This window comes from Flavobacterium sp. FlaQc-48, assembly GCF_044007335.1.
In the GTDB taxonomy this organism is placed as follows: Bacteria; Bacteroidota; Bacteroidia; order Flavobacteriales; family Flavobacteriaceae; genus Flavobacterium.
Genome location: NZ_JBIPCR010000007.1, coordinates 229767 through 250798, shown reverse-complemented (window position 1 = coordinate 250798; position 21032 = coordinate 229767). Strand labels below are relative to the sequence as shown.

At 34.9% G+C, this 21032-nt stretch carries 18 protein-coding genes; 9 read left to right on the top strand and 9 right to left on the bottom strand.

What is annotated here, in order from left to right:
• Nucleotides 1-2: 2 nt before the first annotated feature.
• The 3 genes from kduI to ACHRWY_RS13635 form a co-directional block, all read right to left on the bottom strand.
• Complete coding sequence (gene kduI / locus ACHRWY_RS13645; protein ID WP_395355335.1) at nt 3-842, bottom strand: 5-dehydro-4-deoxy-D-glucuronate isomerase; 840 nt, start codon at nt 840-842, stop codon at nt 3-5.
• A 98-nt stretch (nt 843-940) separates the two neighbouring features.
• Entirely contained in the window at nt 941-2257 is a 1317-nt protein-coding gene (locus tag ACHRWY_RS13640; protein ID WP_395355334.1) for an MFS transporter, read from the bottom strand.
• Nucleotides 2258-2307: 50 nt separating this feature from the next.
• Entirely contained in the window at nt 2308-3777 is a 1470-nt protein-coding gene (locus ACHRWY_RS13635) for an MFS transporter (RefSeq protein ID WP_395355332.1), read from the bottom strand.
• Between the two features lie 501 nt (nt 3778-4278).
• Between ACHRWY_RS13635 and ACHRWY_RS13630 the strand changes: the two genes are divergently transcribed.
• Nucleotides 4279-5166, top strand: coding sequence for an alpha/beta hydrolase (locus ACHRWY_RS13630; RefSeq protein ID WP_395355331.1), 888 nt, complete (start codon nt 4279-4281; stop codon nt 5164-5166).
• Nucleotides 5167-5250: 84 nt separating this feature from the next.
• Here ACHRWY_RS13630 and ACHRWY_RS13625 read toward each other — a convergent pair whose 3' ends face one another.
• The 3 genes from ACHRWY_RS13625 to ACHRWY_RS13615 all read right to left on the bottom strand — a co-directional run bounded on the left by ACHRWY_RS13625 (nt 5251) and on the right by ACHRWY_RS13615 (nt 10409).
• Nucleotides 5251-6687, bottom strand: a complete 1437-nt coding sequence (locus tag ACHRWY_RS13625) for a PepSY-associated TM helix domain-containing protein (protein ID WP_395355329.1) — start codon at nt 6685-6687, stop codon at nt 5251-5253.
• Nucleotides 6688-6761: 74 nt separating this feature from the next.
• Complete coding sequence (locus ACHRWY_RS13620) at nt 6762-7991, bottom strand: DUF4374 domain-containing protein (protein WP_395355328.1); 1230 nt, start codon at nt 7989-7991, stop codon at nt 6762-6764.
• 24 nt (nt 7992-8015) lie between these two features.
• Nucleotides 8016-10409, bottom strand: a complete 2394-nt coding sequence (locus ACHRWY_RS13615; RefSeq protein WP_395355326.1) for a TonB-dependent receptor — start codon at nt 10407-10409, stop codon at nt 8016-8018.
• Between the two features lie 107 nt (nt 10410-10516).
• Between ACHRWY_RS13615 and ACHRWY_RS13610 the strand changes: the two genes are divergently transcribed.
• The 6 genes from ACHRWY_RS13610 to ACHRWY_RS13585 all read left to right on the top strand — a co-directional run bounded on the left by ACHRWY_RS13610 (nt 10517) and on the right by ACHRWY_RS13585 (nt 16144).
• Nucleotides 10517-11548 carry a helix-turn-helix domain-containing protein gene (locus tag ACHRWY_RS13610; RefSeq protein ID WP_395355324.1) on the top strand — a complete coding sequence of 344 codons (1032 nt, stop codon included), beginning with the start codon at nt 10517-10519 and terminating at the stop codon, nt 11546-11548.
• 749 nt (nt 11549-12297) lie between these two features.
• Nucleotides 12298-12612, top strand: a complete 315-nt coding sequence (locus ACHRWY_RS13605) for a hypothetical protein (RefSeq protein ID WP_395355323.1) — start codon at nt 12298-12300, stop codon at nt 12610-12612.
• Between the two features lie 86 nt (nt 12613-12698).
• Nucleotides 12699-13259, top strand: a complete 561-nt coding sequence (locus ACHRWY_RS13600) for a 2'-5' RNA ligase family protein (RefSeq protein WP_395355322.1) — start codon at nt 12699-12701, stop codon at nt 13257-13259.
• Nucleotides 13260-13406: 147 nt separating this feature from the next.
• Nucleotides 13407-14330 carry a helix-turn-helix domain-containing protein gene (locus ACHRWY_RS13595; RefSeq protein ID WP_395355321.1) on the top strand — a complete coding sequence of 308 codons (924 nt, stop codon included), beginning with the start codon at nt 13407-13409 and terminating at the stop codon, nt 14328-14330.
• A gap of 100 nt (nt 14331-14430) precedes the next feature.
• Nucleotides 14431-15156: an SDR family oxidoreductase gene (locus tag ACHRWY_RS13590; protein WP_395355320.1), complete on the top strand. Its 726-nt coding sequence runs from the start codon at nt 14431-14433 to the stop codon at nt 15154-15156.
• 223 nt (nt 15157-15379) lie between these two features.
• On the top strand, nt 15380-16144 hold the full coding sequence (locus tag ACHRWY_RS13585) for an SDR family NAD(P)-dependent oxidoreductase (protein WP_395355319.1): 765 nt from the start codon (nt 15380-15382) through the stop codon (nt 16142-16144).
• Between the two features lie 142 nt (nt 16145-16286).
• Here ACHRWY_RS13585 and ACHRWY_RS13580 read toward each other — a convergent pair whose 3' ends face one another.
• Nucleotides 16287-16760: a hypothetical protein gene (locus ACHRWY_RS13580; RefSeq protein WP_395355318.1), complete on the bottom strand. Its 474-nt coding sequence runs from the start codon at nt 16758-16760 to the stop codon at nt 16287-16289.
• A 151-nt stretch (nt 16761-16911) separates the two neighbouring features.
• On the opposite strand from ACHRWY_RS13580, the gene ACHRWY_RS13575 reads away from it, so the two are divergent.
• Complete coding sequence (locus ACHRWY_RS13575) at nt 16912-17628, top strand: DUF4386 domain-containing protein (protein WP_395355317.1); 717 nt, start codon at nt 16912-16914, stop codon at nt 17626-17628.
• A 105-nt stretch (nt 17629-17733) separates the two neighbouring features.
• Here the strand turns inward: ACHRWY_RS13575 and ACHRWY_RS13570 are convergent, their stop codons facing one another.
• Both ACHRWY_RS13570 and ACHRWY_RS13565 read right to left on the bottom strand, forming a co-directional pair.
• Nucleotides 17734-18432 carry a LytR/AlgR family response regulator transcription factor gene (locus tag ACHRWY_RS13570; protein ID WP_395355315.1) on the bottom strand — a complete coding sequence of 233 codons (699 nt, stop codon included), beginning with the start codon at nt 18430-18432 and terminating at the stop codon, nt 17734-17736.
• Nucleotides 18429-19472, bottom strand: a complete 1044-nt coding sequence (locus tag ACHRWY_RS13565; protein ID WP_395355314.1) for a sensor histidine kinase — start codon at nt 19470-19472, stop codon at nt 18429-18431. The genes ACHRWY_RS13570 and ACHRWY_RS13565 overlap by 4 nt, the downstream gene beginning before the upstream one ends.
• A 165-nt stretch (nt 19473-19637) precedes the next feature.
• On the opposite strand from ACHRWY_RS13565, the gene ACHRWY_RS13560 reads away from it, so the two are divergent.
• Nucleotides 19638-21023 carry a TolC family protein gene (locus ACHRWY_RS13560; protein ID WP_395355313.1) on the top strand — a complete coding sequence of 462 codons (1386 nt, stop codon included), beginning with the start codon at nt 19638-19640 and terminating at the stop codon, nt 21021-21023.
• Nucleotides 21024-21032: the final 9 nt, after the last annotated feature.

The following is a 21032-nucleotide window of genomic DNA, read 5'->3' as shown; positions in this document are numbered from 1 at the left end:
TATTATCTTAAATCCGTGATTTTGCAAACATCCATATCTCCGTAATCTAAATTCTCACCGGCCATTCCCCAGATAAAAGTATAATTACTGGTTCCTGAACCTGAGTGAATTGACCAAGGCGGAGAAATAACGGCCTGATGATTGTTCATCCAGATGTGTCTTGTTTCCTGAGGTTGCCCCATAAAATGGCAAACTGCCTGATTTTCCGGAATATCCAAATAGAAATAAACTTCCATTCTTCGATCGTGTACATGTGCCGGCATCGTATTCCAAACACTTCCCGGTCTTAATTCTGTCATTCCCATTTGCAATTGGCAAGTCGTTACCACGCTTCCAATAATCATTTGGTTTACGGTACGGTGATTTGCCGTTTCCATAGTACCTAATTCTAATTTATTTGCTTCTGTCAAACTTACTTTTACAGTTGGATAAGTAGTATGGGCCGGTGCTGAGTTAATATAATATTTAGCAGGGTTTTTACTGTCATCACTTTTAAAGAGTACTTCTTTGTTCCCGCTACCGATATACAAGGCATCTTTAAATCCCAGTTCATACGATGTTCCTTCTACAACGACAGAACCTTTACCTCCCACATTAATAATTCCTATTTCTCTTCTCTCTAAAAAATAGCTTGCTTTAAGCGGATCGATACTTTCTAATTTTAAATCGCCTTTTACCGGAACTGCAGAGCCTGCAATGTATCGGTCGTAATGAGAATACGTTAATACAATTTCGTCTTCCTGCATTAAGTCATCAATTAAGAATTCTTCTCTTAATTGTGTAGTGTCATATTTTTTAACGGCTTCCGGACCTGACGCGTATCTTGAACTATATTTTGTCATAATTTTTAAATTAATGTAATCGATTGCACAAAATTAGATTATTATCTCTAAATACCAATATTCCTCCTTAAAATTTATTATTTTTTTTTGATTCTAAATTACAATTCTACCTTTTTCATTCTTGGAACCAAAATATGCATGATCAGCCAGGCCAGTAAATAGGCCGCACCACAAATGCAAAACATGATAAAATAACCGGTTTCTATTTTACCTATTCTGGTATAATAAACAAACATGTTCTTTTGAACTACTAAAGTCAGTAAGATACCTCCCAGGGCTCCAAACATTCCTCCTATTCCGGTTACAGAAGCTGTTGCTTTTTTAGGAAACATATCAGAAACCGTTGTAAATATGTTGGCGCTCCAGGCCTGATGTGCAGAAACCGCACATCCGATAACCAAAATGGCCCACCACATATTTATAGTGCCTAAATATTGCGAAAATAAAACAGGCAAAACAGCAAATGCATAAATCAACATACTTGTTTTACGCGCTTTATAAGCCGGCCAGTTGTTGTTAATCAGTTTTAATGGCAACCAGCCTCCGCCAATACTCCCTATACTGCCTATAACATAAACCAAAGCACAAGGCCAGATAATCTCAGTAGCAGTAAGTTTATATTGTTTCATTAAGAAATCAGGCAACCAGAACAAATAAAACCACCAAACAGGATCTGTCAGTAATTTCCCGATGGCGAAAGCCCAGGTCTGACGAAATGAAAGCAATTTTAACCATGAAACTTTTTCTGTATCTTCTGCTTCTTCGTTAACGACCTGATCAGAAGTAATATATTCAAGTTCTGCCTGAGACAAACGTTTTTGCTTTTGTGGCACTTCATAAAAAAGAAACCATAAACCCAGCCACACAAAACCAACAATTCCGGTTAAAATAAAAGCCCATTGCCAGCCATAATTTTCTGCTATAAAAGGAACAGATAACGGAACAATGATCGCTCCGATATTACTCCCTGAATTAAAAATACCAGTAGCCAAAGCCCTTTCTTTCTGCGGAAACCATTCAGCTGTTGCTTTTATCGCTGCAGGAAAATTTCCGGCTTCTGTAATTCCTAAAAAAACCCGGGCAATTAAAAAACCTCCGGTTCCGGTTGCAAAAGCATGACCAATCGCAGCTAAACTCCACAATCCGGTTGCAATTGCATATCCTAATTTTGTTCCTAATTTATCTATAATTCCACCCGCCACAAACATTCCCATTGCATACGCAATCTTAAAAGCCAACTCAATATTCGAATAATCAATTACTTCCTGCTCGGGTGTCCAGTGAAAAGCTTCTGCCAAAAAAGGTCGCAGGTAACTTATTACATTTCGATCCAGATAATTAACAGTAGTTGCAAAAAAAACTAAACTACAAATAGTCCAGCGGTATTTACCGATTGCTGCATTAGCTTGATTCATATTGGGGGTTGGTTTAAGTTGGTTAGTTAGCTTGGTTATATTACAAAGTATTAAAGATTAGTAATTGGGCTGTATTTGGGCACCAAAGTTTTCATTACTATCCAGCCTGTTAAGTAACAAACGGCACAAATAGAGAAAATAATAAAATATCCGGCTTCAATTCCATGAAAGCCCATAAATGCCATATTGGTTTCTTTAGCATGGTCAAATAATAATCCTGAACCTTTGTTGATTATTGTAGATCCCACACCTCCTGCCAAACCACCAATCCCTGTAATGGTAGCAATCGCTTTTTTAGGGAACATATCGCCCACAGTTGTAAAAATATTGGCCGACCATGATTGGTGAGCAGCACCTGCAATACCAATAATAATTACGGGAATCCAATAACTAATATATCCTAAAGGCTGTGCAATTAAGGCTAATAACGGAAAGAAGGCAAAAATCAACATGGATCTCATTCTTCCTTCGTATGGGTTCATTCCTTTTTTCTCTACAAAATAAGTTGGCAACCAGCCTCCAATAATTGAAAGCAAAGTAATCATATACAAAACGAATAAAGGCAAAGCAGCTTCTGTAGAATCCATTCCGTAAACAGAACTTAAATAAGCGGGAGTCCAGAATAAAAAGAACCACCACACACCATCTGTCATAAATTTACCAAAAGCAAAAGCCCATGTTTGTTTGTACTTAAAGCAATCTATAAAAGAGACTTTAGTCACATTATCAGGTACATAACCTGCAATTTTACTATCAGCTACATCATCTTGCTGAATATATTCAAGCTCAGCAGCACTTACTTTGGGATGCTTTTCCGGTTTATCATACATAAAGATCCAAAATCCCATCCATACGAAACCTAAAGCTCCAATAATAATAAATGCCATTTCCCAACCAAAAGATTTTGCAATGAACGGAATCGATATAGGAGCCGCCAATGCCCCTACAGTAGCACCTGCATTAAAAATACTGGTTGAAAATGCGCGGTCTTTTTTAGGAAAATATTCGGCTGTAGTTTTAATCGCTGCCGGAAAATTTCCTGCCTCACCTACTGCCAAAACAAAACGCGCAAATATGAACAATGTAACACTTACATTGATCACTAATCCGGTATCTTTTACCAGATGAATCGCTTCTTTAGCCCCCTCAAAACCCACAAACCAGTTTCCTGTAATAATTCCTGCGGTCGCAATACCACAAAAAGCATGCAAACAAGCTCCAAGTGACCAGATTCCAATTGCCCAAAGAAATCCTTTTTTAGTATCCAGCCAGTCCACAAAACGCCCGGCAAACAATAAAGAAACGGCATAGAATATAGAGAACAATGCGGTTATATTACCGTAATCGTTGTTTGTCCAGTGAAATTCAGGCGCAATAAAATCACTCCATGTCAAAGAAAGCACTTGTCTGTCTAAGTAATTAATTGTTGTGGCAAAAAATAATAATGCACATATACTCCAGCGATAGCTTCCTGTTGATTTTTTGGTTTGACTCATAATAACTGCATCTGTTTGATTCATGGTAATGGTTTATTATAAAATTGATATTTTTTGGGTAATATAATTTGCTCTTTCGCTACAATACAAGCACATTAAGATCAATGCATTAAATATAAAAAAACAAATAAATGTAATCGATTGCACAAATATAGTTTTTAATCTTTATATTCCAAATAAATTGTATAAAAAATTATTTTAACCACTTAAATAAACATATAGACTAAAAAAAGTAATACAAAATTACACATTAAACAATATATTTGTTAAATGCCAATATGCGAAATTTGTCCTTATTTAGGGGTAATATTGTACCAAAAACAGTTGTTTAGAGAACATTTCAGACTACGCGGCAAAATCTGTAATAAAATTCAATTGTAACAATTACATTTAACGCTAAAATTGCCAAAAAAAACGCTATTTTTGAAATCTGCAATCCCAGGTAATAATCACTAATCCATAATACAATTGAAAATCTTAAGAAAATATCCACTACAGAAAATAATATTGCTTTGTATCATTTTTATGGGCATCAATAATCAATTGCAAGCCCAAAATCAAACTATAATTCCGTTATGGAGCAAAATTCCGGATGAAATTAAAGCTACAGATTATAAAGAAAATGAAAGCATTAAAGACGGAAAAGTACAGAGTACAAGTTTAGTTACAATTCCAACTTTAAGCATCTTTTTGCCTAAAGAAAGCAAACCCAATCAAACCGCTGTTCTTATTTTTCCCGGTGGCGGATATCAACATCTGGCAATTGACAAAGAAGGAACTAAAGTTGCCCAATGGCTAAACAGTTTAGGAATTGCTGCTTTTGTTGTAAAGTATAGACTGCCAAATGATTTAATCATGAAAAACAAAAGTATAGGCCCGCTGCAAGATGCGCAGGAAGCTATGCGTTATGTGAGACAAAATGCAGCAAAATATAATATTGATGCAACAAAAATAGGGATCATTGGGTTTTCGGCCGGAGGACACCTTGCTTCTGCTTTAGCCACGCATTATGATGATAAAATATACGAAACGACTTCTAAGATAAGCGCTCGCCCTGATTTTTCGCTTTTGATTTATCCGGTAATATCTATGGTAAATGAAGTCACACATAAAGGTTCACAAACCAGTTTATTAGGCAATACTCCTTCTCAGGAAATGCTGGACTATTTTTCGAGCGAGAAAAGGGTTACCGCACAAACCCCTGCTGCTTTTCTGGTTCATGCAACAGATGATACTACAGTTTTACCTGAAAACAGTATTAATTACTACTTAGCCCTTAAAAAAAACGGCGTTCCTGCGGAGTTACATCTTTATGAAAAAGGCGGACACGGTTTTGGATTGGGCGTTAAAGACACTAGTAAATTCTGGACAAGAGATTGCGAAGAATGGCTTAAAACTCATGGTTATTTTTAAGAAAACACTACAATAGAAAAAGGCGAAACCCATCAGGTTTCGCCTTTTTAAATAGTAAAAAAAGAGTATCTAATAACAAGATACTTAAATCGATAATTCCTTTTGAGGTATTTCTTTTTTCAAAATAGGTGTTGCCTTTGCAGATACCTTTGGAGAAGCCGGTGCTTTTTTACCAAACTTCTGTTTTCCCCACCAAATTAAAAACCCGGTAATAGGTAAACTCGCAGAAATTAAACTGGCGAAAAAAGCAATAAATTTTCCTGTAAGTCCAAGTACGGCACCTACATGAATATCATAATTCATTCTGCGAATTTTATCCGGAATATTGGCTTCAATATACTTTCCTGAAAAAGGTGTTTTTATGGATATTTCTTTTAGGCTTTGCTGATCAAAACTATAACGATCCATATTATAGTAGGTATTTTTTTGTTTGTAGACAAATGCACCAATGGCATCAGCAGGTTTCCCGGGCATACTTACCATAATTCCGGCTGCTTCAGGATTTTGTTTTGAGATATTCAACATCACCTTGTCAACGGTTGCCAGTTCAAATGTCTTAACATGTGTCGTATCTGATTTTGGAGATTCCCGGCTTTCAACTAACGGTTTTCCGCCTGAAGTTACCCAATACAAAGACTTACTCCACCAGCCAAAACTCCAGACTAAACCTGTCACCGATATAAATAAAAGAAAAATCATACTATAAAAACCCAGTACGTTATGCATATCATAATTGACACGTTTAAAACTGGCTGACCATTTGATTTTAAAACTTTTATCACGAATTGACTTGATCCATTTTACAGGCCACCATAAAACCATACCCGAGATCAGCAAGAAAACGAAAATTAGAACTGCTACCCCTACAATTGGCCGTCCAATATCATAAGGAAGCCATAAAGCACGGTGACCATTTAATATAAACCTGAAAAAATCAGGTGAATCACTTCTTGAAACTGATTTTATATTCAGGATTTCACCTGTGTAAGGATTCATATAAACACTGGTAAAGATTCCTCCTCTCCTTTTTTTAGATTTCTCTTCTTTTCCTTTTTCCCTGCCCTTTTCTTTTGCCGGTCCTTTTTCTAAAGACTTTCCTTTCTCATTATCGTTTTTAGCAGGATCTTGTTTTCTTCCTTTCCCTTCTTCTCTTTTACCGCCCCGTTTTCCTTCATTATCTTTACCTTCTTTTTTCTGAGTAAAATATCCCACAATAGCAGCGTCATCTTTTGCCCCAAACGTTACACTTGTGGCATGTTTACCTTTCATGGCTTTGTCTGCAATTGTAACCAGTTGTGAGGGCAATAAAAAAGCTTTTTCCTGAGGTTCTACAAAACGCCAGTCTTCTATAAAATCTTTAATTTCATTTTCAAAAACATAAATACAACCGGTAAGACTCACAATGACTACAATAATTCCCGAAGCCAGTCCGAGCCATAAATGCAGCCAGGCCATCACGCGTTTGAATAGCGATTTTTTACTTTTTTTCTTATTTGGATTTGATTTTGAAAAAGAAAACATATTTTGATGAGTATAAAAGATAAATAAAAAAACCGCAAACCCCGAAGGGCTTACGGCTCAAAAGAAACCAATTTTTAATATTTTAATTTTGCAATTGCAGTGATTTGCCCACCTTCAACTTTCATTCCTTTAGTGGCAACAGCAGTGGTACCGTTGATCGTGTAAATCCAGTTTCCTTCTGGTGTATTGATACCAATTACAGCCGAACTACCGTCTTCTGTAGTGATATTATAACGGCTTGTTGCAGATGTTAATGTTGCCGGAGCATTTGTTACCCAAGTAAAAGTCTGGTTGTAAACATCGGCGATAGCCAATTTAACAGCTCCATTATTTTTACCTGCATTTCCGTACATCAACAATAAGAATTTACCTTTTGAGATATAGCTCGTAGCCGAAATTTTGAAACCTCCGGATTTTTCCTGTACGTTAAAGAAATACGTTTTATCAAATTCTGTAGTTCCTTTTTTAATTTTTACAATTGCAGATGGTTTTGTAGAAGTTAAAACAGAGTTGCTGGTAGCAATTGCTCCGGAAAATCCGTAGGCATCACCATTTTCATCCTGAAATAATCCGTTTGTAAAATAAGCACCCAAATAACTTGTACGGTTATCTTTGATTACTTTTTCCAGTTTAAGTTCCGGATAGTTATAAACCGCAACCCAGGTACTGTCCGGGTTTACTGTACCAAAATTATCAACTCCGTCTCCTTTAATACTCATATAAGGCATATACACTTTATCGCCAACCTGAGTTGCCCAGGTATAAAATGCTCTTTCTCCGTTTTTAGCCAAAACTTTAGTGTCTTGTTGCGTTTCACCTATTATAAGTGATTTTTCAGCATCAATTTTATACATTGAAGCAATCGATGCACCGCTTCTTGGTACTTTGATCGTTAAAATATCTTTGTTTACTGCCGCAAAAACGTGTACGGTTTCTGCCTGAAAATCAGATTTTTTTACCAATTTCCCTTCAGCACTTAAGTTATAAGTTGTTACAGCTCCCGGATTTCCCTGTCCGTAAAGCAAACTAAAAAAATTATTCTGAGCCGTGATATAGTAGCGATACGTTCCGTCTTGTTCTAACCCGTTACCTGTTGTTGTAATTGATCCTGTAGAAATATCATCTGCGGTTAATAAATAATCTGCAATTCCTGCTGCTCCTGTGGTGGCCGTAATAATATATTTTGTTTTTCCTGTATCTGTTCCTCCACCTGTTTCGCCTCCTGATTTATCAGAATCGCTGCTACAAGAGAATGTTGTAAAGGCTAAGACAGCCAGTAAAGCTAATTTGCTACTATTTTTCATGTTATTATGGTTTTTATTAAAAAATTATTTATTTGTTTTGGTGAAAAAATATCTGAATTTCACATAGAAAGCCCTGCTTGGCTTTTGTAATGAAAAATTATCATAAAGCTTATTATCAAATACATTTTTACATTCGAAGGCAATATTGTATTTTCCGTTTGCGAGTGTGTAGACTGCATTTAAATCATGACTGAATTGTTGCGGAATTTCTAATTTACTGTCCTTGCTCCCCATACTTGGCCACGACAAATAATAAGTATGTACATACAATAGATTATAGCCTACAGATAAGTTATTACCCTTTTTTATCAGATCATTAAAGAATACGGTTGCATCACCATTCCCAAAAAGGAAAGGCATATTTGGAATCCTGTCTTTATAAAAAGGGGATACATAATTTTGATTGGGCTCATACTCCGTCATATTTCGAATATTTTGGTAAGTCGCATTTACACCTGCTGTAAAACGGGTTCGATAAGAATACCGGATCTCACCATCGATCCCGTAATTGGTCACTTTGCCCTGATTCACATTGGTAGTCATCGTTTGATTGTTATTCAGTGTTGGACGAATAAAATCTGTAGCGTTCCTATGCAAAAGATTAACATCAAATGATAGGGCATTTACTTTATTAAAGCTGGTCTGATAACTTGCGCCAATATTAAAATTGTTACTGGTTTCAGGTTTTAGTGCCAGATTTCCTTCTAAATTATCATTTACATTTCCAAAAATTTCTTCGGGAGTTGGTAGTCGGTAACTTTTTTCGTAAGAAGCTTTTAGTTGTAAATTGTGTCTTAAATAATAACTCACAGCCCCGCCATATCCTGTTGTAGAGGTATGGTCTACATATTGCTGATAAGCAATATCTCCGGCATTTCCCGAGGGATTATAACTTCTGGAATAAGTAGTTTTTAAGGAGTAATCTTTTAAGAATACGGAAGTACTCCATTTTTCGTTATAATCAAATTTATATCCTAGTCCAAAAACATTCTTCTGCGTTTTTTTAGGTTGCTTATACACCAAAGATTCCGGAACTAATTCATCACTTTCTTTACGGTCAAAAGTGGTAAAAGTATTGTTGAGCATAAAAGAGTGACGTTCTCCCAACGCATAAGTAGCATTGGCAGTTGCTACCCCATTATTGTTTTTAAACTTTCGCAGCGTACGACTTCTTTCACCGCCAGCACCGGCATATTCCTTATAATCTCCAAACCAATTGTATCGCCTGTAAACGGTATCTACATTTTGCTCTTCTCCAAAATTGTAGTTTCCGGTAAGATTGAAATTAAGGCCTTTTGTAAAAAGATCTTTAACCTGATATTTTACTGTAGGCATTAAAATATTTCCCTTTCTGTATACTTGTCCAAACACACTTACCATTCTGGCTCCGGTTTGAATATCTGCTTTATTTTCTCCAGTCGTAAAACCAAATAATAATTTATCAGCATATTTTTTTCCGGTGAGGCCTACGTTTAAAATTACTGTTTCGTTACGGTATTTATCGTGAAACCTTCTTACACGCTGATTAGGAAAATAAGCCCCCGTATTCAGATCGGCTACATCTACATTGACCCAATAATTATTATCTGAATAATTCTGAAAAGCATTAATTTCTGTTGTAAAACCGCTCTTAGAAGTATATCCTGCATTTATGCTCGTTCTGTGCGTATTAAAAGACCCAAAAGAATAAGAGGCATCTATAAAAGTTCGTGGCTTACTGTTTGTAACAATATTTACAGCACCGCCCAAAGCATCTCCGCCTAACCAAATTGGTACAACACCTTTGTAAACTTCTACCCTGTCGGCAAGATTTATCGGGATATTGTTCATTTGAAAAGAAGATCCAAAATTATCCATAGGCACTCCATCAATAAAAATCTTTACCTGATTTCCCTGAAAACCATTAATAGAAAGTTCTGATCTTGATCCTACTCCTCCTGCTTCCCTGACACGAACTCCGGAAACCCTGTCTAAAGCATGCGAAAGATCAAGTGTAGAATTGTGTAGTTTTTTAGCATCGATTGCCGTTACGCTATAAGCCTGCTTGTTTACTTTATCAGTTTGGGAACGCCCCAATACTGTTACAGATTCTAATTCATTCAATTCACTTTCTAACTGAATTGCAAAATTTAAATTGCTGCCTGATATTTCGATATGTTTTTTTTGAGTGGCAAAACCAATTGCCGTAATTTTTAAAACGTGTTTTCCGGGCTTCACATTTTTTAAAATAAACTTTCCGTTTTCATCCGAAATTATACTCAGGTCTGTTTTTTCTATGTGAATTGTAGCATACGGAATTGTTTGCCCGGAATTTTCAACTACTTGTCCAGTAACCGAGACACCCTGATTTTGCTGGGAAAATGATAAGAACGAAAAGAGAAAAAATATACTAAAAAATAAAAATTTGTGCGTTGTCATATCTTTAATTAGACTAATTATAAATAACTTTGCCGCAAAAGTACCATCAACAACCCGAAAAAAGATAGGGAAAAACGGATTATTATTTTGTAAAAACGGATTATATTTTGAAAATTAAATCAAAAATTTTAGGACACGAAAACGCACTTATTCAAATTGAAATTGGCGATACCCATTACCCGAAAAACCAACTGACGGAAGAAAATGTGGATATAAAAAATGACGAAACAGAAGAGATTAAAAGCCACCATTTAATTACTGAAGGAATGGCTTTATTAGATACCCAAATGCATTTTTCAACGCCACAAACAATTGAATTTGAAATTGATGAAGAATCAATTGTTATGAATTTTATTTGTTGCAATAATGTCGAAACACAGATTGATCAGCTGGAAACTGAAAAGTTTTCAAGAGAAAATACACACAACATTTTTTATACCACTAATTTCAAGGCTACTTTTAAAATTCCGGCTTTTGAAGATTTGAATTATTTTTCAATTATTCTGTCAAAAGCCTCTTACTATACAATAATTAACGAAGACTGGGAACTGCATAAAAAGTTCTCCAACAATATTTTACTTAAAAAACCGAGTTATCTCACGTCAAAATATCTTCCGTTTACACCGGCCATTCAATGGGTAATACATGAGATCAAAAATTGCAATCGCAAGGGGCCTTTAAAAAAAATGTATATCGAAGCAAAAATCAAAGAATTACTAATACATCAGCTTGAAGCCATCATTAGCATTCCTGTACAAAAAGAGCAAATGGATCAGGATGATTACAATAAATTAATGCACGCCAAACAAATTCTGGACCAGGACTTTGTTCATGCACCCACATTAACAGAACTTTCAAGATTGATTTCCCTTAATGAATTTAAACTCAAAAAAGGCTTTAAAGCTTGTTTTAGCACCACTGTTAAAAGTTATATTATCAAACTGAGGATGGAACATGCCAAAGAATTATTTCAGAACAGCGCCATAACCGTTAGTGAAGCAGCCTACAAATGCGGCTATAAAGACATTTCTCATTTTTCAGCCGCTTTTAAAAGTTTCTATGGTTTTTCACCTCAAAAATTTAAAATCAATTGGGATATTGTGCAATTTTGGATTACAGGCTTTTTATTATTAAATTAATAAAAAAAGGCTTTTAGAATCAGTTACCGAAGTAACCAAATCTAAAAGCCTTATAAAAATTAGACTTTTTTGTATTCTTGCAAATTTATACAAAACATTCACGATTAAATGAACAGGTCAATTTTCATTGTAAAATTGTTTCTCCAAAAACAGTTACCAATAGAATCTAAAAATGTGTTTAAAAAAGGTAAAAACAACATCTACATCGATTTCTATACCTACAAAACTACATCCAACTTTAGAGAAAACATTACGGTTTTCCACATTCTATGATTCTTTTTCTTCCCTATTTATAATCATTCAACATTAATTTCCTGTCTTGCATCATGTTAGACTTCTTTTTTTTAATTGTTAAATTTTTCAAAATTTCAAATAAAACAGCATCTCTTTATAAATCCGAAGAAAAGCCTCACTTCATCAATTTGAAATAGTGCTCAAAACCTTAACCACTTAATAGCTTCCGGACTCAGAAACTTTTTCTTGTCCTGGATTAAGTGATCTTCTTTTAGTTAAAGAATACATTTGCAAAAACAAATTACAAATGCTGTTTAAAACTGAAAAAAAAGATCTCAAAAGAAATTTAGCCCCTTACTAACTGACAAGCTTTTTTCTTGTCCTGGATTAAGTAATTCTTTTTTACTTAAACAATACATTTGCAAAACAAATTACAGGTTCTGTCCAACTGAGATTAAAGGAAAAACTTAAAAACTCAGTATATCAAAACTTTAGTAACTTAAAAAAAATGAATTATGAAAATATTTGAATTCTTAATACTCGGAAAAAACGAACCTATTCTGGAGATTCTGCTTAGGTTGGTTAATGCTTATGAAAACTGGAACGCCGTTGGGTTTAACGATGAGAAATCAGCGCAGGAATATTTTCTTAAAAACAAAATCGATATTGTTCTGTTGAGTTCCGGAATCGAAGATCATATCGAAAAAGAGTTTTCTTCTTTTTGTTTAAAACATCAGCCCAATGTTGAAGTAATTGAGCATTTTGGCGGCGGAAGCGGATTGTTAAAATCAGAAATAGAACACCGTCTGTATCTAAAAGGGAAAAATTAAATCTTTTTTTACTTTTAATTCCACAAAATTACTATTCAATCATTTCAGGTTGAATTAAATTCTCATTTGCATAAAATCAACCCTCAATGGAAAAGAAATATTCGGTCGCTATTTATCCTTCGCAAGATGTTATTGATGCTGTCAAAACGATGAAGGATTATTTAAAAAGCAAAATAGATTGGTACAACAGCTGCAATTCTGTGGCGCATATCACCATTTGCGAATTTACGATTGATGATTCTCAAATAGATGCGTACAAGCAAAAGCTTTTTAAAGTTAGCGATACGTTTACTCCGTTTCAGACCTGTTTAGATCATTTTGGTTCTTATCCCGGCGGTGCCTTTTTTATTGGTCCCAATGAAGATTCTAAAATAAATCTGAAACCCATTATGAAAAAAACTCAGGAGGCGATGCAACTTTCGAACTTAAAAAAAAGCAGCGACCCTCATATTTCTATTGGAAGAAAACTGACTCCTGAAAATATCGAAATTGCAACTCATTTATTTACTGCAATTGATATGACCTTTTTATGTGACAATATTGTTTTAAGAGAATTAGATCCCATTAAAAAACAGTTTTTTGTGATTGATACTTTTTTATTTGGCAATAACCCTCAACCGGAATTAGTTCAGGGAAGTTTATTTTAATCGTTTTGCCGCAAAGTCGCTAAGACACAAAGTTTTTATCATTCGACAAACACAAAAATGAGACAAAAAAATTAGCGTAAATCCGTTTAAATCTGTTAAATCTGCGTGCTAATTTTTTTCGTATATTTGAATTTTACAATTCATCTTATGAAATCACTCGATTCATTTTATCAGGACATTACCGAAGGTTCTGCCGTCGAACCAAGTTCATTATTACCTAACGACATCAAAAAAGAAATTGGGCATTTTAATGTCTTTGATATTAAAGAACTTTTAGAACGTATGCAGGGAAAATCGGTTATGCCGTATGACCGGAGAGCTTATTATAAAATAAGCTTAATAAAAGGAAAAAACAGATCTGAATATGCTGATAAGATAATCGAAATCGGGAAACAGGGCCTTTTGTTTGCTACGCCGAAAATCCCGTACAATTATGTTCCGCAAGATACCAATCAATCCGGGCAATTTTGTGTTTTTACCAGCGAGTTTTTATCCAAAAACAAAAGCGGAATTGACTTAGACGAACTCCCTATTTTTGCTTCAGACGGATATCCCATTTTTCAGCTTACCGATGAAGAAGTGATTGATGTAGAATTGATTTTCAACAAAATACAAAAAGAAATCAACTCCGATTATATCTATAAATATGATTTGATCCGTAATTATGTAGCCGAGTTAATTCACTTTGGACAAAAATTACAACCTATAACAGCTTTGTATTCAAAACATAATTCGGCTGCAAGGGTTTCTTCTTTATTTGCCGAATTGCTGGAAAGACAATTCCCTATTGAATCTCCAAATCAAAGATTAGAACTCAGAACCGCCAAAGATTTTGCGGAACGATTATCAGTTCACGTCAATCATTTAAATAAAGTTCTAAAAGAAAATACAGGAAAAACCACCACAGAATTAATCAGCAGCAGATTAACGAACGAAGCAAAAATTCTCTTAAAACAAACGGACTGGAATATTTCTGAAATCGCTTTTTCTTTAGGTTTTGAAGAACTGGCACATTTTTCTAATTTCTTTAAAAAACAAACTACCTTAACGCCCTTAGCTTTCCGAAGCTAAATTCATGATTTGAATTTCGCAAACATCGGTTTGAAATTTACAATACCCCAACCCTGCTTCACTCCTACCTTTGTCTTATCAATTTAAAAGATCGAAAAAGATGAACTTATCCAACAACAAAATTCTAATAACAGGTGGCGCAAGCGGTATTGGCCTTGGCTTAACCGAAAGATTTATTCAGGAAAACAATACCGTAATTATTTGCGGCAGACGTGAATCTGTTTTAAACGAAGTGAAAGCAAAATTTCCAGCCGTCATTACAAAAGTATGCGACTTAGCCATCGAAGCAGAACGCACAGCACTTTACGAATGGATAGCAGAAAACCATCCTGACCTGAATGTTTTAATTAACAATGCAGGAATTCAAAAATGGGTTTCGGTTACAGATGCCGGCTTTTATGAGAGCATGAAAACAGAACTTGCTACCAATATTGAAGCTCCTTTACATTTAACATCCCTTTTTATTCAGTTAAAATCGCTTAATACAGTAATGAACGTTACTTCAGGACTGGCCCTTTCTCCTTTTGCAAAAGTTCCGGTTTATTCTGCCACGAAAGCTTTTTTCCGTTCGTTTACCTTATCACTTCGTCATATTTTAAAAGCAAAAAATATTGAAGTAGTCGAAATCATTCCACCGGCATTAAATACAGATTTAGGAGGCGTAGGTTTGCATGATGCACATCCCCGTGTTAGTGATTTTATCGAATCTATTTTTACGCAATTAAAAGAAGGAAAAGATGAACTTACTTTTGGAACCAGTGCCACTAGAATAAACGCAAGTGTTCCCGAACTGAAAGCATCGTTTAATGCTTTACATTCTAATTAATACACGTTGTCTATACTATTTTAAACACATAGAAACATAAGCTTTTAGCAACTTTAAAAAAAGCATTTCATTTATTTAAACAAACACAGCGATGTGTGAGAAACTTGTTTCTTTTTACAATCTTTTTAACTCAAAATAAAACCTATGTTTCTGTGTGTTTAAATTCTTTCATGCAGATTCAGCAGATTTTTAATTTTTAATTCAATCATAAAACAAATATAAAATGGCAGTAAATACAAAAATAGCTCTGGTTACAGGCGGTAGCAGAGGTTTAGGAAAAAATATGGCAATTGCGATTGCAAAAAAAGGAATCGATGTTATTATTACCTATAACAGCAAAAAAGACGAAGCAGATGCTGTAGTAAAAGAAATCGAAAGTTTAGGACAAAAAGCAGCTTCACTTCAATTAAACGTTGCTGAATCAGGAACTTTTGATTCTTTCTTTGTGAACGTTTCTGAAGTTCTGAAAAATACTTTCAAATCTGATAAATTTGATTTCTTAGTAAACAATGCGGGAATCGGAATTCACAATTCGTTCATTGGAACTACGGAAGCTGAATTTGATCAATTGACGAATATTCAGTTTAAAGGACCTTTCTTTTTAACGCAAAAAGCATTACCTACAATGAATGACGGCGGCGGAATTGTAAATATCTCTACTGGTTTGGCAAGATTTTCTTTCCCTGGTTATGCCGCTTATGCTGCGATGAAAGGTGCGATTGAGACTTTGACAAAATATCAGGCAAAAGAATTAGGGACACGTAAAATAAGAGTAAATGTTGTAGCTCCCGGAGCAATTGAAACTGATTTTGGTGGTGGCGTTGTTCGTGATAATGAGCAAATGAACCAACAAATAGCTTCTGTGACTGCTTTAGGAAGAGTGGGTTTACCGGATGATATTGGTGGTGTAGTTGCCTTTTTATGTACCGAAGAGGCACGCTGGGTAAATGCACAACGTATCGAGGTTTCGGGTGGCATGATGCTTTAATTAATTATAATATAGAACTAAACCTGACAGGTTTTAAGAACCTGTCATGTTTGTTACGTTACAGAAAAACAAAACCCGACAGATTTAAAATCTGTCGGGTTTGTCATTTTGAAATATATTGAGTTAGTAAGTATTCAGGTTTTCAATCTTTTTCGATAATTACGTCAAAACCTCCGTTTTTATCGAAAACGACATCATAAAATTTAGAGTCTTTTTGTATGCCTACTTCGTATGTTGTTTTGCTTTTATCATCAACAACAACGGCAATTTCTTTAATGGCTTTTGCCGGATAATTTTTCTTTAGGTATGCCTGAGCTTTTGGAGGAAGTTGACTAAGCGGGATTTGAGATTCGAAAGCTTTTAAAACACCCAGATTATCATAAACTGCCAGTACTTCTGTTGTTGGATTTGTTTTGAATTTTGCTTCATAACGAATTTCATCATCGTCATCACCCACATACTTTAATGCCCAGACCGGAATTTTACCGGGATACTCTTTTTGAAAAGTAAAAAGAACTTTTTCAGGTGGGGTGACTATTTTATCCGGAGAAACTCCATTTTGTCCTATTAAAAAACTACTGTATAAAAAGGTAATGATAAAGAAAAGGTTTTTCATGATCCTTAGTTTTAAATTAACAATCTTTAATAACGTATTAAAATTACTACTTTAATTGAAACAAAAAATGAAATTAAAAAAAAATGTTAAAATCAATCGTAACAATGTTTAATTTTAAGCGTCTTAAACTAAAACCAAAACCACCATAAAAATGAAATTCAGCCTGAAGAATTTTGAAACTTCCCCACAACCTTATGCCCGTATTGCCGGAATACTCTACCTTGTAATCATCATTATGGGGTTCTTTGCAGAAACGTTCGTTAGAAATAAACTATTTGTTTCCGGAGATGCAACTGCTACTGCAAACAATATCATCCATTCTCAATTTCTATGGAAAATAGGGATAACCGCAGATCTCATCATGCAGATTTGCGATTTGCCTGTCATGATCATTCTTTATTACCTTTTAAAACCTGTAAGTAAAAAACTCGCTTTGCTTAATTTGTCTTTTAATTTAATACAAACTGCTGTGCTAGTGGCCAATAAGTTAAATCTTTTAGCCGCATTATTCTTTTTGGGGGATGCAGCCTATCTAAAAACTTTTACCCCTGACCAGTTGTACACTTTATCTTATCTTTCGATTAAACTACATGATTTTGGTTTTGGAGTGGGATTGATCTTTTTTGGATTTGTATGTCTTATCGAAGGCTATTTAATTTTCAAATCACGCTATTTTCCTAGGGCAATTGGGGTTTTAATGACTATTGCCGGAATTTGTTATTTGTTCAACAGTTTTGCTTTAATTCTTTTCCCGCAATTTTCGGATATTATTTTGTTAATGCCTTGTTTAATTGCCGAATTATCGCTTAGTTTATGGCTGATTTTCAAAGGAGTAAATATTTCCATCTGGAAACAAAAATTCATATAGCATAAAATAAAACTCAACCAGAATCTAAAAAGCCTACAACAGATTACATCATCGTAGGCTTTATTTTGAAATAATTTGAATTAGTAAGCAATCTTATTTCGAGTTTTATTTTTTTATCCGGTCGGATAATTCCCTTTTATAAGTGATCCCGACCGGTAATTTTTCATTTTTAATAATCACAAAGTCTTTATCTGTTGCTTCTATTTTATCCAGCGCCACGATATACGATTTATGAATGCGCATGAAGTTTTTCTCCGGAAGGCATTTCTCCAGTTCACTGGTGGTAATTGAGGCCAGATAGGTTCTTTTTGTCGTGTGCAATTTCACATAATTACCAAAACTCTGCGCAAACAAAAGCTGGTCTAATTCGATATCCATAAAATAACCATCGACTTTTACACTCACAGAATTTACAACTGTTTCTTCTGTTTTTGCTTTTACACTTTCGGTAGCAAAAAAGCGATCAACCGCTTTTAAGAACCTCGGAAAATAAATGGGTTTTAAAAGATAATCAATTACCCCGTAATCATAACTTTCGAGTGCATATTCAGAATAAGCTGTGGTGAGAATTGTTTTAGGATGTGTTGGAATAATCTTTAGCAGTTCCATTCCCGAAATCTCCGGCATATTAATATCCAGAAACATTAAATCGACCGGATTTTCACGCAGGTAATCCATCGCTTCGATGCCATTGTAGCCCTGAAAAACCAACTCTAATTGCGGATTTTGTTTGATGTAGTTCGCCAGCACATAATGCGCTGCCGGTTCATCATCTACAATTATGCATTTTTTGGGCTCTTTCATTCGACAAACTTTTTCAGTTGCAATTTCAAATCTACGATGTAAGTGTTTTTATTCTCGTCCTGAATGTCTAATTTATAATCTTTTCCGTAAATCAGATTCAAACGTTCAATGGTATTTTTCAAGCCAATTTTAGTCGAAATCACATCAGTCTTTTTATTTGGAATTGAATTGACAACATGTAAATGCAACAATCCGTTTTCGACTGTAATTATAATTCTGACATAACATTTTTCGATAGCACAGGTTCCGTGTTTAAAGGCATTTTCGATAAAAGCAATCAGCAGCATCGGTGATACCTTATACGCATTTTCGTTATCAATTTTACAATCATAAGTGATTTCACAACGGTACCCTACCCTTTCCTTTTCGAGTTGTACGTAACTGTTTATAAACTCCAGTTCATCTTCCAGGGAAACACATTTTTTGCTGTTACTTTCTAATTGATAACGCATTAATTGCGATACTTTCATGATCAGATCAGGCGTTCTTTCCGGAAACTCTAAACTAATACCATATAGTGTATTAAAGGTATTAAATAAAAAATGAGGATTTAGTTGTCCTTTTAGTGAATTGAGCTGCATTTCGTTGAACAACAACGTTTCCTCGGTTTTTTTTCTGTGAATCCGGTAGAATTTAAACACAATTATCGGGCTCAAAATACAAACCAAAGTTCCTAAAACGCTCGCCAATTGGTACGCATAACTTCTTTGATGGGAGTTTTGATACAAATGGCAATTACTAAACATATCCAGCATTGTAATTTCATAGAGAATAATCGAAAAGACAAATACGCCAAAAAGGGTTAGAAAAATATACGTTACAGGACGTTGTGTTTTGAATAAGATAGGCAAAAGAAAAAAACGATTGAATTGGGCATGCATGTATAAAACCAGGTAGAAAAATACCCCCATTAATATGGAAGTAAAAGAACTAAATAACATCCAGTCATTTTTTAACGTATAAATCGTAAATGAAAAGACAACAACGGCAATTTCCTGCCACCATTTGTTATCCAATATGTTATCAAATTTTTTATTCATTTTTAAAACTTAAATAGTGTACAAAGTACGAACAAATATTTAATTTATATTTCCAAAAAATGACGAATTCAATTGGTCATTTATTATCGCAGTACATCATTTAAGATGACATTTATCAGCCGAAGAGAAATAATTTTGTTGCCTAAATTTCATACCACTAATTTTATGTACTTCAGAAAAATTACTTTGTTAGTTTTCTTGATTTTTGCCTGTGGTAGTTATGCACAAACCTTGTCTTTAAAAGAAGCCATTAAAACAGGTTTAGAAAACTACGGTTCCATCAAAGCAAAAAGCAATTACACCAATGCGTCACGCGAGACACTCAAACAATCCAAGCGTGACTATCTGCCAAACCTTAATTTATCGGCACAACAGGATTACGGAACCATCAACGGCCAAAACGGTGCGTTGTACGGTTTTAATGGCTTAGGAACTGCTTCTTCCGGACCTGCATTACCGGACCAAAACTGGAATTCTGCTTTTGGTGCTTTGTATTTGGTCAACATGAACTGGGATTTTTTCACTTTCGGAAAAATTCAGGAAAAAATCAATCTGGCTAAAATCGATGTTCAGTCCAAAGAAAACGATTTGAAACAGGAACAATTCCAACAGGAAATTAAAATTTCTGCTGCTTACCTGAACTTACTGGCAAGCCAACGATTATTGATTTCACAGCAAAAGAATTTAAGTCGCGCAGAAGTTTTCAAAAAGACAGCTGTTGCACGAGTTAAAAACGGATTACTGGCCGGAGTCGATTCTACCCTGGCAACTGCCGAAGTTTCGAAAGCTAAGATTTCTTTGAACCTGGCTAAGAATTTCGTCAAGGAACAAAACAATAAATTAGTTGATTTAATGGGTGTTGCACCTCAGGATTTTGTAACGGATACTTTATTTGTAAATGATATCCCTAAAGAAATTCTGCGAGGAACAGCCACTTCAGACAGTTTGCATCCTTTATTACAATACTATAAAACCAAAATTGATTACAGTAATCAACAAGCTAAATTATACAAGCGTTTTTATTATCCAACCATGAGTGCGTTTGGTGTTTTGCAAACACGTGCTTCAGGGTTTAACAGTGACTACGTTACCGATCAAAATTCTTTTAGCAGAAATTATTGGGATGGTGTAAATCCGGACCGTACCAATTATCTGGTGGGAATTGGAATTAGCTGGAATCTGACAACCCCGTTTAGGGCAAGCAAACAAGTAAGTGCTCAAAAATATGTTTCGCAAGGATTGCAGGAAGAATACAACCAGGCCGACAGAGAACTAAAGTCGCAATTAAAATTAGCCGACGACAAAATACAAATTACGCTGGACAATTTTGCAGAAGCACCTATTCAGGTCGATGCAGCCAAAAAAGCATATTTGCAAAAATCAACTTTATATAAAAACGGCCTAACCGATTTAACGGATATTACCCAAACCTTATATACGCTAAATCGTGCCGAAATCGACCGTGATATCGTCAACAATAATGTATGGCAGTCGTTTTTGCTTAAAGTAGCTGCCACTGGCAATTTTGACTTATTTATAAATGAATTTTAATTCTAGATC